A 14,297-nucleotide genomic window follows, 5' to 3' on the forward strand; every position below is an offset into this window, starting at 1 on the left:
GCCGTTTCATGGGGAGTCAAGAGTGAATCCGGTCAAAGTAGGCATCTGTGGGTTAGGTACCGTCGGTGGCGGCACCTTCAACGTACTTCAGCGTAACGCCGAGGAAATTTCCCGGCGTGCCGGGCGTGGAATCGAAGTGGCACAAATTGCCATGCGCACGCCAAAGCCTCAGTTCCAGACGACCGGTATTGCGATTACCAACGATGTCTTCGAAGTGGCCACGAACCCTGAGATCGACATCGTCATAGAGCTGATGGGCGGCTATACCGTTGCCCGCGAGCTGGTACTCAAAGCCATCGAGAATGGCAAGCATGTGGTCACCGCGAACAAGGCGCTTATCGCTGTTCACGGTAATGAGATTTTCGCCAAGGCTCGCGAGAAGGGCGTGATCGTTGCGTTCGAAGCCGCCGTGGCCGGTGGCATTCCGGTGATCAAGGCGATTCGTGAAGGCTTGTCGGCCAACCGCATCAACTGGGTGGCCGGGATCATCAACGGCACCGGCAACTTCATCCTTACCGAGATGCGCGAGAAGGGTCGCACCTTCGAGGACGTGCTCGCCGAAGCCCAGGCCCTGGGTTATGCCGAGGCCGATCCGACCTTCGACGTGGAAGGCATCGACGCGGCGCACAAGCTGACGATCCTGGCGTCCATCGCCTTCGGTATCCCGCTGCAGTTCGACAAAGCCTACACCGAAGGCATCACCAAGCTGACCACCGCTGACGTGAACTACGCCGAAGCTTTGGGCTACCGCATCAAGCACCTGGGCGTGGCTCGCAGCACCGCCAGCGGCATCGAGCTGCGCGTGCACCCGACGCTGATCCCGGCCGACCGCCTGATCGCTAACGTCAACGGCGTGATGAACGCGGTGATGGTCAACGGTGATGCGGCCGGCTCGACCCTGTTCTACGGCGCCGGTGCTGGCATGGAACCGACGGCCTCCTCGGTGGTGGCCGATCTGGTGGATGTGGTTCGCGCCATGACCTCCGATCCGGAGAACCGTGTGCCGCACCTGGCGTTCCAGCCAGACTCGTTGTCGGATCACCCGATTCTTCCGATCGAAGCATGCGAAAGTGCCTACTACCTGCGTATCCAGGCCAAGGACCATCCAGGCGTCCTGGCCCAGGTGGCGAGCATTCTTTCGGAGCGTGGCATCAACATCGAGTCGATCATGCAGAAGGAAGTCGAGGAGCACGACGGCCTGGTGCCGATGATCCTGCTGACCCACCGTGTGGTCGAGCAACGCATCAACGATGCGATCACTGCGCTGGAGGCCCTGCAGGGCGTCGTGGGTCCGGTGGTCCGTATCCGCGTTGAACATTTGAATTAATTTAGCGGCAAGCGCCAAGCCGCGAGCTGCAAGTAGAAGCCGAGCCGCTTCTCACTTGCCGCTTGTGGCCTGAGGCTTGAAGCCCAAACCGAAGGTTTGCCCCATGCGCTATATCAGCACCCGCGGCCAGGCACCGGCCCTGAATTTCGAAGATGTCCTGTTGGCCGGCCTAGCTACCGACGGCGGCCTCTATGTGCCGGAAAACCTGCCGCGTTTCACCCAGGAAGAAATTGCCTCCTGGGCCGGCCTGCCGTATCACGAGCTGGCCTTCCGGGTGATGCGCCCGTTCGTCACCGGCAGCATCCCGGACGCCGATTTCAAAAAGATTCTGGAAGAGACCTATGGCGTCTTTTCCCACAACGCCATCGCACCTTTGCGTCAGCTCAACGGTAACGAGTGGGTGATGGAGCTGTTCCACGGTCCGACCCTGGCATTCAAGGACTTCGCCCTGCAATTGCTCGGTCGTCTGCTCGACTACGTGCTGCAAAAGCGCGGCGAGCGTGTGGTGATTGTCGGTGCAACGTCTGGCGATACCGGTTCGGCCGCCATCGAAGGCTGCAAGCATTGCGATAACGTCGACATTTTCATCCTGCACCCGCACAACCGCGTCTCGGAAGTCCAGCGTCGGCAGATGACGACGATTTTCGGCGATAACATCCACAACATCGCCATCGAAGGCAACTTCGATGACTGCCAGGAAATGGTCAAGGCCAGTTTCGCCGACCAGAGTTTCCTCAAGGGCACGCGCCTGGTGGCGGTGAACTCGATCAACTGGGCGCGGATCATGGCCCAGATCGTTTATTACTTCCATGCGGCCCTGCAGCTGGGCGGCCCGGCCCGTTCGGTGTCGTTCTCGGTGCCTACCGGTAACTTCGGCGATATCTTCGCCGGTTACCTGGCGCGCAACATGGGGCTGCCGATCAATCAATTGATCGTCGCCACCAATCGCAATGACATCCTGCATCGCTTCATGAGCGGTAACCAGTACGTCAAGGAAACCCTGCACGCCACGCTCTCGCCTTCCATGGATATCATGGTGTCGTCGAACTTCGAGCGCCTGCTGTTCGATCTGCACGGTCGCAATGGCGCAGCGATTGCCGGCCTGATGGACAGCTTCCGCCAGGGCGGTGGCTTCAGCGTCGAGCCTGAGCGCTGGACCGAAGCCCGCAAGTTGTTCGACTCCCTGGCGGTGGACGATGCGCAAACCTGCGAAACCATTGCCGAGGTGTTCGAGCAAAGCGGTGAATTGCTCGATCCGCACACCGCTATCGGCGTGAGAGCCGCTCGTGAGTGCCGTCGCAGCCTGGACATCCCGATGGTGATCCTCGGCACCGCTCATCCGGTCAAGTTCCCGGAAGCGGTGGAGAAAGCGGGTGTAGGAAAAGCGCTTGAACTCCCTGCACACCTTTCTGATTTGTTTGAGCGAGATGAGCGTTGCACCGTGTTGCCCAATGACTTGAAAGCCGTGCAGGCCTTTGTCAGTCAGCATGGCAACCGCGGCAAGCCGCTCTGACCCGCTGAAACCTGTCACATTTTGAAGCCCGTCTCCTGACGGGCTTTCTTGTTTCTGCATGCCAAACTGGCCGGGTTTTCGCCCTTGGAGGGAGGGGCGGGTTATCTCGAAGGAAGTGCAGATGTTGTTTTTTATCCGATGCAAACCAGCCCTGAGCTGGGTGATAGGCCTGGCCCTGATGTACTTGGCGCAATGGAGCGGCGCGGCACAACTGGCGGCCATCGAAACGCCACCGTTCGAGCCCGATGAGCGGTTGGTGCTGGACGCGCAGGAGCTGAAGTGGATCAAGGAAAACCCACGGGTCATCGTGGCCTCGATGCAGTTTCCGTTGTACCTGTTCAAAAATGAGCTGGGGCAGTGGAACGGCCTGAACCACGACATTCTCCAGCGCATTGCGCAAATGACGGGGCTTGAGTTCGTGCATCGGGAGTCGTTTTCCCCCGATCAGTTGCTGGCGATGCTGGAGAATGGCGAGGCCGACATGACGACCACGCTGGCGATGAACGATGAACGCAGGAATTTCCTGAGTTTCAGCCATGCATTTGGCGGTTCCGGCTGGGTATTCGTCGGACGTGACGGGGAGTCTGCGCTTCATTCCATGGAGCAGCTCGAGGGCAAGATCCTGGCTTTGCCGGCACGGCATGCCCTGGAGGCGGAAATCAGGCGTGACTACCCGGCCATTGAGCTGCGCACGGTCAAGACGTATGGAGAGGCACGGGCGCTGGTGGAGAGCCGGGAAGCCTACGCCACCATTGAAAATGAAACGGGGGTGCATCTCTATCCCGCTGGGCAATTGCAAGTAGGAAGAAACCTTGAGGGCAAGTGGGAACCGGACTACCTGGCCGTGCGCCAGGATCTGACACCGTTGCTGGCCATTTTGAATAAAGCGCTGGAAGCCTTCCCGGCCAATGAGATGCGCGCGCTGCGCTCCAAATGGATGGCGGGCATTACCCCCAGCCAGGCGCCGTCGTTCTGGTCGCGTGTGTCTCAGTGGGGTTACTGGTGTGTGACCGTGGTCGTGATGTTCGGCCTGCTGTCCCTGTTGTGGAATCGCCGCCTGCAGATTCAGATCGATCAGCGCCTCAAGGCCGAGGCGGTCCTCAAAGACCAGTTGATGCTCCAGAGAGCCTTGATGGATGCCATTCCCGATCCGATTTTCATCCGTGATCTCGAAGGACGCCTGGTCATGTGCAACAAAAGCTACGAAGAGCAGCTAGCGACCCGCTTCGAAAAGCTGCGGGGGACGCGGTTGACTGACTCTGCACCGTTTCCTGCGGACACTGCTGAGCTGCTACATGGGGAGGTGATGGAGCAACTGCGTACCGGGCAGCCTCGATTCGTCGACCGTCAGTTGATGTTCAGCAACGGATTGCGGGAAATCTATCATTGGTCGGTGCCCTTCTACGGGGCCGATGGGCAGTTGCGCGGAATTTTAGGCGGGTGGATCGATGTCGGCCGCCGCTGGAGCCGCTCCGAGAAACTCCTGGCGTGACCGAGGCCGCTCGCCACGCAAATGGCTTGCAGCGACGGTTGTTGTTTCCCTGTCATATTGGACGCGCATGCTCGGTTGAACAGGTTTGAGGTACGCCGGTTCGGTGCGCTGACGAACTTTCTGCTGTGGCCCACGGTCACTTACTGTGTACATGCAGCTGTTTTCGGACTATTGAAGGGTGAGCGAATGGAAAGTATCAGCCTATTGCTAGGTGAGGCTTTAAGCCCGTATCAGGTTACGCTGACTCCCTCCGGCGCCAAGGGCGAATGCTTGATAACGCTGAAAAATGCCGTCGGAAGCATCATCGTCGAACGGGTGTTCAACCGGGCCCAATTGACCGACAAGCGCCAACTGACGGATGTGGTCGATGGCTTGCATCGCGATGTGCTGATTGCCGAGGGACGCCTGGAGCCCTGTGTGATCGCGGCGCTGCGTAATCTGGCGCGCGACAAGGTGATGGCTGTCCCGAATTGAACGAAGTTTGTGGGAACCTTCTTACGTCTTGGTGAGTCAGACCTTTTACCAACAAGAGCGAGCATTGTGCTCCGGTGCTTGTCGCTTGTTGTACTGACCTCGAATGGTCACGTTTAACCCCGAGTCGTCTCCCCACTTCTCGGGGTTTCTTTTTGCCTGGGATTTAAGGTTTTAGTGCGCTCGGCCACGGAGCAACGCCGAATCTTTGTGGGAACGGGCTCGCGAAAGGGGCCGATATTCAACATTGATATCGACTGATGCGCCGCCTTCGCGAGCAAGCCCGCTCCCACCGTTGATCTTCAGTGAACACAGGTTTTCGTTCACCGCCGAACCCCGGTGGCGCGTCAAATGGCTCCGTCGGTGCGCAGTTTGGCGATCTGCTGGGCATCGTAGCCAAGCTCACCGAGCACTTGGGCGTTGTGCTCTCCCAGCGCCGGCCCGACCCATTCGGAGGTACCCGGGGTGTCGGAGAGTTTCGGTACGATGCCCGGCATCTTGAACGCCTTGCCGTCCGGCAGCTTGGCCTGCAGAAACATTTCCCGGGCGAGGAACTGCGGGTCGCTGAACATATCCTCGGCACTGAAGATCCGGCTGGCTGGCACCCCGGCCTGGTTCAACTGCTCGATGACCGTATCGAGCGGTAGCGAGTTGACCCAACGATCGATCACGCCATACAGCTCGTCGCGGCGGCTGTCACGGCCGTCGTTGCTGGCCAGTTGCGGGTCATTGGCCAGGTCGTCACGGCCGATGATCTGCATGAAACGCTTGAAGATCGCATCGCCGTTGGCGCCAATCTGCACGTGCTTGCCGTCGGCACTGGTGTGGATCGACGAGGGGGTGATGCCGGGCATGATATTGCCGGTGCGCTCGCGGATGAAACCGAACACGTCGAACTCCGGCACCATGCTTTCCATCATGGCGAAGATCGCCTCGTACAACGCCACATCGACCACTTGTCCGGTACCGCCGTTGATTTCGCGGTGACGCAGGGCCATCAGTGCGCCGATCACGCCCCAGAGCGCCGCGATCGAGTCGCCGATGGAGATCCCGGTGCGCACCGGCGGGCGGTCCTCGAACCCGGTGATGTAGCGCAGGCCGCCCATGGATTCACCCACCGCGCCGAACCCGGGCTGATCTTTCATGGGGCCGGTCTGGCCAAAGCCTGAAAGCCGCACCATCACCAGTTTCGGGTTCAGCGCGTGCAGTACATCCCAGCCCAGGCCGAGCTTTTCCAGCACGCCGGGGCGAAAATTCTCGATCAGGATGTCGGCTTCGCCGATCAGCTTCTTCAGGATCGCCAGGCCTTCGGGGTGCTTGAGGTTCAGGGTCAGGGATTTTTTGTTGCGGGCCTGGACGAACCACCATAACGATGTCCCTTCATACAGCTTGCGCCACTTGCGTAAGGGGTCGCCGCCGTCAGGCGATTCGACCTTGATGACCTCGGCCCCGAATTCACCGCAGATGCGCGAGGCAAAAGGCCCCGCGATCAAGGTACCGAGTTCGATGACTTTGACGCCGGCAAGGGGTTTGGCAGTAAGCGACATAAGAAATCCTGTAGGACAAAAGCAGAACGAATAGAGCGTTTTATCATAGGCCAGTGTCAGTCGCCGCAGGTTGATGGTCGGCAATTCGTGGATTGCCCGTGTCATCGGTTAGACTTGCCGCCTTTCCTCGTATCAAGAAGCCCGTTCATGGCCCAGCCGTCCACGACTTATAAGTTTGAACTGAACCTCACCGACCTCGACCGCAATGTGTACGAGAACGTGAAGCAGACCATTGCCCGCCATCCTTCGGAAACCGAGGAGCGCATGACCGTGCGTCTGTTGGCCTACGCATTCTGGTACAACGAGCTGCTGGCATTCGGTCGTGGTCTGTCAGACGTCGATGAACCTGCGCTGTGGGAAAAAAGTCTGGATGACCGTGTGCTGCATTGGATCGAAGTCGGCCAGCCCGACGCCGACCGCCTGACCTGGTGCTCGCGTCGCACCGAGCGCACCAGCCTGCTGGCTTACGGCAGCCTGCGGGTGTGGGAAGGCAAGGTGATTCCGGCCGTCAAGAACCTGAAAAACGTCAACATCGCCGCCGTGCCCCAGGAAGTGCTGGAAACCCTGGCCCAAGACATGCCCCGGGTCATCAAGTGGGATGTGATGATCAGCGAAGGGACGATTTTCGTGACCGACGACCGTGGCCAGCATGAAGTGCAGTTGCAATGGTTGACGGGCGAGCGCGGCTGATCCATTGACGCGGTATTGAGCGGACCATTGTGGGAGCGGGCTTGCTCGCGAAGACGGTAGATCAGCTTGCATCTATGTTGATATGCCGCCGCCTTCGCGAGCAAGCCCGCTCCTACACAAGCTCCCTCATAACAATTCCCATGATCTATAGAGAAATATCCGTCACCCCATGCGCATAGAACCCCGCCAGCTACCCGACACCCTGCCATTCCTTGGTGACCTGCCGCCGCTGTTGACCCGCCTGTACGCGGCTCGTGGCGTGCAGTCCGAGGCTGAACTGGACAAGAGCCTGGCGCGCTTGATTCCTTATCAGCAACTCAAGGGCATCGACGCGGCGGTGGACCTGCTGGTGGTGGCGCTGGAGCAACGCCAGCGGATCCTGATCGTCGGTGATTTTGATGCCGACGGTGCGACCGCCAGTACCGTGGGCATGCTCGGGCTGCGCCTGCTCGGCGCGGCCCATGTCGACTATCTGGTGCCCAATCGCTTCGAATACGGCTACGGGCTGACCCCGGAAATCGTCGAAGTCGCCTTGAGCCGCGAGCCGCAGTTGCTGATCACCGTGGACAACGGTATTTCCAGCGTGGAAGGCGTGGCGGCGGCAAAAGCGGCGGGGCTCAAGGTGCTGGTCACCGACCACCACTTGCCGGGCCTCGAACTGCCGGCGGCCGATGCCATCGTCAATCCGAACCAGCCGGGCTGTGAGTTTCCGAGCAAGGCGCTGGCGGGTGTCGGCGTGATCTTCTATGTGCTGATGGCGCTGCGGGCACGTTTGCGTAGCCTGGGCTGGTACGCCAGCAAACCCCAACCGAACATCGGTGAATTGTTGGACCTGGTGGCTCTGGGCAGTGTGGCCGACGTAGTGCCCCTGGACGCCAATAACCGGATCCTGGTGCATCAGGGCCTGGAACGGATTCGCGCCGGGCGTGCCCGTCCGGGTATCAAGGCGATCCTCGAAGTTGCCAAGCGCGACCATTCGCGCATTACCTCGACGGACCTCGGATTTATCCTCGGCCCGCGCCTGAATGCGGCCGGACGCCTGGACGACATGAGCCTGGGCATCGAGTGCCTGCTCACTGACGACGCGGCCCTGGCGCGGGAGATGGCGGCGCAGTTGGACGGCATGAACCAGGATCGCAAATCCATCGAGCAGGGTATGCAGCGCGAAGCCCTGGCCCAGCTCAAGGACCTGCCGGTGGAGTCGATGCCGTTCGGTTTGTGCCTGTTCGATCCGCAGTGGCACCAAGGCGTCATCGGTATCCTCGCCTCGCGTATGAAAGAGCGCTATTTCCGTCCAACCATTGCCTTTGCCGATGCCGGCGACGGCCTACTCAAGGGCTCGGGCCGCTCGGTGCCGGGGTTTCATATTCGCGATGCGCTGAGCGTCGTGGCGGCGCAGCATCCGACCCTGATCAGCAAGTACGGCGGTCACGCCATGGCGGCGGGGCTGACGTTGCCGGAAGCGAATTTCCCGTTGTTCGCCGAGGCGTTCGACGCCGAAGTGCGTAGGCAATTGCGCGAAGAAGACCTGACCGGGCGCCTGTTGTCGGACGGCACCCTGGCGGTGGAGGAATTTCACTTGGAACTGGCCCGGGCGCTGCGCCACGCTGGCCCCTGGGGCCAACACTTTCCGGAGCCGATGTTCCACGGCGTGTTCCAGTTGGTCGAACAGCGGGTGGTGGGCGAGCGGCACCTGAAGGTGGTGCTCAAGAGCGAATGCGGCTCGGTGAAGCTCGATGGCATCGCCTTCGGCATCGACCGCGAGATCTGGCCAAACCCCACCGTGCGCTGGGTCGAACTGGCCTACAAGCTCGACCTCAACGAATTCCGCGGCCAGGAAACGGTGCAGTTGATGATTGCTCATATCGAGCCGCGGTAGGCTCGAATACTCATCTGCCGGGTGGCGACTCCTTGTATGGGAGCAAGGCTTGCCCGCGATGAAGGCGATGCGGTTTTTCAAAGAACGAGGTGCCGGTCTCGCGAGCAGGCTTTGCTCCCACACGAAAATCGGGGCCGGTTTTTAATTCTGAACCCACCCTGATCCCAGGTTGTCGACTAGGCTCTAAGCACTGCTTGATAGCCGTTGTGACGTCTTGTCGATTTTCGTTGCCCGCGGGGGCGGGTGTTGCATCTTTTGTCACTCGTCGACTTTTCAAACAGAACCCTGGAGCCTGCCCACTGATTCGAGAGGTGCCCCATGAGTCTGCTGCTGGAACCCTATACCCTTCGCCAATTGACCCTACCCAATCGCATCGCGGTGTCGCCGATGTGCCAGTATTCGAGCGCCGATGGCCTGGCCAACGACTGGCACCTGGTGCATCTCGGAAGCCGTGCCGTGGGCGGCGCCGGCCTGGTGTTCACCGAAGCCACCGCCGTCACCGCGGACGGCCGCATCACCGCCCAGGACCTGGGTTTGTGGAACGATGAACAGATCGAACCCCTGCAACGCATCACCCGCTTTATCACCGCCCAAGGGGCCGTGCCGGGCATACAATTGGCCCACGCCGGGCGCAAGGCCAGCACCTGGCGACCCTGGCTGGGCAAGCATGGCAGCGTAAAACCGGAGGATGGCGGCTGGGTGCCGGTCGGTCCGTCGCCGATAGCCTTCGACCCGCAGCACACCCAGCCCGTCCAACTGGATGAAGGACAGATCGCCGGTGTGGTCCAGGCGTTCGTGGACGCGGCAAAACGCAGCCTGACGGCCGGATTTAAAGTGGTCGAAGTCCACGCGGCCCATGGCTATCTGCTGCATCAATTCCTGTCACCCTTGAGCAATCAGCGGCGCGATCAATACGGCGGCTCGTTCGATAATCGCATTCGCCTGGTGCTGCAAGTCACCGAGGCGGTGAGGGCTGTATGGCCTGAAGAGTTGCCCGTGTTCGTTCGCGTCTCCGCCACCGACTGGGTCGAGGACGGTTGGAACCCGGATGAAACCGTGGAGCTGGCGCGGCGATTCCGGGCACTGGGAGTGGACTTGATCGATGTGTCCTCGGGCGGCACGGCCGCGAACGCGGAAATCCCCACCGGCCCGGGCTATCAGACACGCTTCGCCGAACGGGTGCGCAAGGAGTCGGAAATCGCCACCGGCACCGTCGGCATGATTACCGAGCCGGCCCAGGCCGAGCACATCCTGCGCACTTGCCAGGCCGATATCATTTTCCTCGCCCGGGAATTGTTGCGTGATCCGTACTGGGCCCTGCATGCCGATGATGACCTGGGTGGACGCAAGGCCACGTGGCCGGCGCAGTACCAGCGGGCCACACATCGGGACCAGCCGATTCATGAGTCGGATTTGCGGGACTGAGAGCCCGATAAAACAAAAAGCCCCGGTCGAGTTGGCCGGGGCTTTTGTTTATCGGGCTGGATTATTCGGTGGCTGTAGCGGCCTCATCGCGAGCAAGCTCGCGATGGGGCCAGCCCAGGCGCCGAATCACTATCAGTGATACTTACGCTTATCCGGCGCCGGCGGGAAGTACTGATACAACCAGGTCTCGCTCAAGGTCCGGTCCTTGCTGCGCAGGAACAGGCGCATTTCCACCGGGTCCACGCGGTCGTCGGTCGGGTACCAGTCGAAGGTGATGCGGTAACCCTTGATTGCATCCAGCACCAGTACGTTGAAGTCCTTCACCTCGCCGTGGGAACAGGTGACCACCGGTTCGATGCCGGTGCCTGGCGGCAACTGGTCGAGGCCGCCGCCGCTGAAGTCCACGGCAAAGCGCCGCGCCCAGACGGTCGGGTAATGCTCGCCCGGTGCCCAACCTTCAATGAAGCCGCCCATGCCTGAACGGGTCGCGTCGACGTGCGCCAGGTCGGTGCTCACCGGGGGCAGGGCGCTCCAGTAAAGCTTGTAGCCATAGTTCAGCGAGTCGCCGGCAGCCACCGGTTTTTTCGGTGTCCAGAACGCGACGATGTTATCCAGGGTTTCGCCGGTCGTAGGAATTTCCAGCAGATCGACAGAGCCTTCACCCCAGGCCGTTGTAGGCTCGACCCACAGGCTTGGACGCTTGCTGTACCAGTCCACGGTGTCCTGGTAGCTGGCAAAGTCATGGTCGGTCTGCACCAGGCCGAAACCTTTCGGGTTCTTGTCGACGAAGGCATTGAATTGCAGGGTGGCGGGGTTGTTCAGTGGGCGGCAGACCCATTCGCCGTTGCCGCGCCACATGGCCAGGCGGTCGGAATCGTGGATCTGCGGATGAATGGTGTCGCACATGCGCCGCTCGACAGTGCCGCAGCTGAACATACTGGTCATGGGGGCGATGCCCAGTTGTTCGATGGCGGTACGGGCATTGATGTGTGCGTCGACCTCCATCACGACCCGGGTCGGCTGGCAATCGATGTCAAACCGATAGGCACCCGTGGCGCTGGGGGAGTCGAGCAGGGCGTAGACCACGAAGCGGGTGCTGTTCTTTTCCGGGGTTTCGAACCAGAACTTGGTGAAGTCCGGGAATTCCTCACGCTTCTTGGCGTAGGTGTCGATGGCCAAGCCGCGGGCCGACAGCCCGTACTGGCCGCTGGCATCCACGGCGCGGAAATAGCTGGCCCCCAGAAACGAAAGGATGTCGTGACGGTCCAGCTCCGGCGCCTTGAAGACGCGAAAGCCGGCGAAGCCCAGGTCACCCTTCAGTTGTGAGGTGTTGACCGTGGTTTTCTCGTAGTTGAACAGTTCCGGACGGAAGTGCACTTCACGGGCCATGCGCGTCTTCGGGTCGACGCTGTACATGCGCACCGGCTGCTTGAAGCCCATGCCGACATGGAAGAACTGTGCATCCAGTTGGCGCCCTTCCAGGTTATTCCACAGGGAGTGGTTGGCGTCGTACTGGATGGCATTGAACTGCAGCGGCGACATCAGGGCCAGGGTTTCTGGCAGGACTTGCTTGGTGTCGACGTAGCGGCTCTCGGCCAGCCGCTTGGCCTGATCCTTCAAACCGTTGAAATCGAAGGGACGGGCTTCGCCGTCGGCAGTCTGATCAGCAGCCCAGGCGCGTGCGGCCATGAGTCCGGAGGCCGATAGCCCGGTGTACGCGGCGAAGGCCATGGAAGCCTTGAGCAAATTCCTGCGGTGCATAAATACAACCTTTCTCGAAAAAATCCCGAGCCGTTCCTGGCCGCAAGGATTGATGAAGGAGTTCGGACATGCCTTTGGCCAAACGCAACAGACGTTAGAACAGATGCCTGAGAGCTGGATCGGTTCACCAAGGGGCAAAATCATAGGGGATATGCGGGCATATAGAGAAAGGAAAGCGCGGCTTAGTTAAATTTTCTTACAGATATTTCTTTTTTTATCAGGATTTCGGCTTTTTTTGACTAATTACTCTAAAACTCCCTTTTCACGCTATGAATCCTCCCTATTCTTTAGCTGGATAGACGGTTCGATCCGCGATGCAGACGGCGCTATCAGGCCATTCGACGTACAGAAGGACAACGTTCATGACAAAAATACAGGGCATTACCGAAATGCTGGGGATCTTTCCAGGCCTGATCAACCCGCGCAGGACGCGCCGGCTCAGCCTGGAAGAGTTAAGGCTGGTGGAGCGCTATCGGGAACTGTCGGAAAACGACCGGATCGCTATGCGCTACCTGGTGGATGCGATGCGCAGTGTTTCCAGATTCTGATCAAGCACGGTGATGATGGCCAGGCCTTCTTCCACACGAAAGGACAAAACGGGCGAGGCCATGGCTAATCTCCAAGGTGTATACGTTGTAGGCGCGTTAGGTCCTGCCAGGATTTCCGTCAACCGGCGAGCGTGCACCCGTCGACGAAAACCTTGGCAGCGCGCAGGCAGGGCGAGCGCGAGCGCGAGCGTGTGTTGCTAACGTTGTCTTGGCTTCAATGCTTGAACATCACATGCCGCACCACGGTGTAGTCCTCCAGCCCATACATGGACATGTCCTTGCCATAGCCGGAACGTTTCTGACCGCCATGGGGCATTTCGCTGACGAGCATGAAGTGGGTGTTGACCCAGGTGCAGCCGTATTGCAGGCGTGCCGCCAGGCGATGGGCGCGGCCGATGTCGGCAGTCCACACCGATGAGGCCAGGCCATAGTCCGAATCGTTGGCCCAGGCCAGTACCTGCGCTTCGTCGACGAAGGGGGTGACGGATACCACCGGGCCGAAAACTTCCCGACGGACGATTTCATCGTCCTGCTGGGCGTCGGCCAATACCGTTGGTTCGAAGAAGAACCCGTTGCCCTCCACCGCCTTGCCACCGGTGATCAGGCGGATATGCGGCTGGGCGATGGCCCGTTCGACGAACCCAGCCACGCGGTCACGGTGCTGGGCGGTGATCAGCGGCCCCATCTCGGTGTCTGGCGCCGTTTGCAGGCCATACATGATGCTGCTCACTGCGGCGCCGAGCTTTTCGACAAACTGCTCGTAGATGCCTTGCTGGGCATAGATGCGGCACGCGGCGGTGCAGTCCTGGCCGGCGTTGTAGAAACCGAAGGTGCGGATGCCTTCCACCGCCGCGTCGATGTCAGCGTCGTCGAAAATGAGCACCGGGGCCTTGCCGCCCAGTTCCATGTGCGTGCGCTTGACGCTGTCGGCGGTGCTGGAAATGATGTTCGAACCGGTGGCAATGGACCCGGTCAGCGACACCATGCGCACTTTCGGATGGGTCACCAGCGGCTGGCCGACAGTTTGCCCACGGCCGAACACCACGTTGAGCACACCCGCAGGGAAAATGTCCGACGCCAGTTCGGCCAGGCGCAACGCTGTCAGAGGGGTCTGTTCCGACGGCTTGAGCACCACGGTATTACCGGCGGCCAGGGCCGGGGCGATTTTCCAGGCGACCATCATCAATGGGTAGTTCCACGGTGCGATGGAGGCGATCACACCCACCGGGTCGCGGCGGATCATCGAGGTGTGCCCCGGCAGGTATTCGCCACCCGCCGAGCCGTTCATGCAGCGGCTGGCGCCGGCAAAGAAGCGGAACACGTCGGCAATCGCCGGGATCTCGTCGTTCAGCGCGGCGCTCAAGGGTTTGCCGCAATTGTCCGACTCCAGCTTTGCCAGTTCTTCGCCGTGGGCTTCGATGGCATCGGCCAGTTTGAGCAACAGCAGGGAGCGGTCTTTGGGCGAGACCTGGGACCAGCTTTCGAAGGCACTGTCGGCCGCACGCACGGCGGCATCGACCTGGGCCTCGCTGGCTTCATTGATTTCCACCAGCACCCGGCCCAGTGCGGGGTTGAACACGGCTTGGCCGGGGCCTTCGCCGTTCACCAGATGGCCGTTGATCAGCAGTTTGGTTTGCATGTCCA

Annotated in this window: 11 protein-coding genes; 8 read left to right on the forward strand and 3 right to left on the reverse strand. The window is 60.6% G+C overall.

Annotated elements, in window-relative coordinates; translation table 11 throughout:
* Positions 1-22 precede the first annotated feature (22 nt).
* The 4 genes from ACWNZ1_RS19930 (at position 23) to ACWNZ1_RS19945 (ending at position 4,806) form a co-directional block, all read left to right on the forward strand.
* A complete protein-coding gene (locus tag ACWNZ1_RS19930; RefSeq protein WP_025212046.1) occupies positions 23-1,327 on the forward strand; it encodes a homoserine dehydrogenase in 1,305 nt (434 codons plus the stop codon).
* 103 nt (positions 1,328-1,430) lie between these two features.
* Positions 1,431-2,840 (forward strand): threonine synthase, encoded by a 1,410-nt coding sequence (gene thrC / locus ACWNZ1_RS19935; protein WP_135843860.1) that lies wholly within the window; start codon positions 1,431-1,433, stop codon positions 2,838-2,840.
* 121 nt (positions 2,841-2,961) lie between these two features.
* Entirely contained in the window at positions 2,962-4,332 is a 1,371-nt protein-coding gene (locus ACWNZ1_RS19940; protein WP_256452221.1) for a transporter substrate-binding domain-containing protein, read from the forward strand.
* 186 nt (positions 4,333-4,518) lie between these two features.
* Entirely contained in the window at positions 4,519-4,806 is a 288-nt protein-coding gene (locus tag ACWNZ1_RS19945) for a DUF3509 domain-containing protein (RefSeq protein WP_135843862.1), read from the forward strand.
* Positions 4,807-5,150: 344 nt separating this feature from the next.
* On the opposite strand, the gene ACWNZ1_RS19950 is transcribed toward ACWNZ1_RS19945, so the two are convergent.
* Entirely contained in the window at positions 5,151-6,350 is a 1,200-nt protein-coding gene (locus ACWNZ1_RS19950; protein ID WP_135843863.1) for a CaiB/BaiF CoA transferase family protein, read from the reverse strand.
* Between the two features lie 147 nt (positions 6,351-6,497).
* Between ACWNZ1_RS19950 and ACWNZ1_RS19955 the strand changes: the two genes are divergently transcribed.
* From ACWNZ1_RS19955 to ACWNZ1_RS19965, 3 genes are all read left to right on the forward strand, one after another.
* A complete protein-coding gene (locus ACWNZ1_RS19955; protein ID WP_135843864.1) occupies positions 6,498-7,040 on the forward strand; it encodes a YaeQ family protein in 543 nt (180 codons plus the stop codon).
* Between the two features lie 169 nt (positions 7,041-7,209).
* Positions 7,210-8,919, forward strand: coding sequence for a single-stranded-DNA-specific exonuclease RecJ (gene recJ, locus ACWNZ1_RS19960; protein WP_135843865.1), 1,710 nt, complete (start codon positions 7,210-7,212; stop codon positions 8,917-8,919).
* Positions 8,920-9,237: 318 nt separating this feature from the next.
* Positions 9,238-10,344 carry an NADH:flavin oxidoreductase/NADH oxidase gene (locus tag ACWNZ1_RS19965; RefSeq protein ID WP_135843866.1) on the forward strand — a complete coding sequence of 369 codons (1,107 nt, stop codon included), beginning with the start codon at positions 9,238-9,240 and terminating at the stop codon, positions 10,342-10,344.
* 132 nt (positions 10,345-10,476) lie between these two features.
* Here ACWNZ1_RS19965 and ACWNZ1_RS19970 read toward each other — a convergent pair whose 3' ends face one another.
* Entirely contained in the window at positions 10,477-12,105 is a 1,629-nt protein-coding gene (locus ACWNZ1_RS19970; RefSeq protein ID WP_456027819.1) for a glucan biosynthesis protein D, read from the reverse strand.
* Between the two features lie 362 nt (positions 12,106-12,467).
* Here ACWNZ1_RS19970 and ACWNZ1_RS19975 point away from each other — a divergent pair, with 362 nt between their 5' ends.
* Positions 12,468-12,653 carry a hypothetical protein gene (locus ACWNZ1_RS19975; RefSeq protein ID WP_135843868.1) on the forward strand — a complete coding sequence of 62 codons (186 nt, stop codon included), beginning with the start codon at positions 12,468-12,470 and terminating at the stop codon, positions 12,651-12,653.
* A gap of 214 nt (positions 12,654-12,867) precedes the next feature.
* On the opposite strand, the gene ACWNZ1_RS19980 is transcribed toward ACWNZ1_RS19975, so the two are convergent.
* On the reverse strand, positions 12,868-14,292 hold the full coding sequence (locus ACWNZ1_RS19980; protein ID WP_135843869.1) for a gamma-aminobutyraldehyde dehydrogenase: 1,425 nt from the start codon (positions 14,290-14,292) through the stop codon (positions 12,868-12,870).
* Between the last annotated feature and the right edge of the window lie 5 nt (positions 14,293-14,297).

It is taken from the genome of Pseudomonas sp. CFBP 5748 (assembly GCF_053850495.1).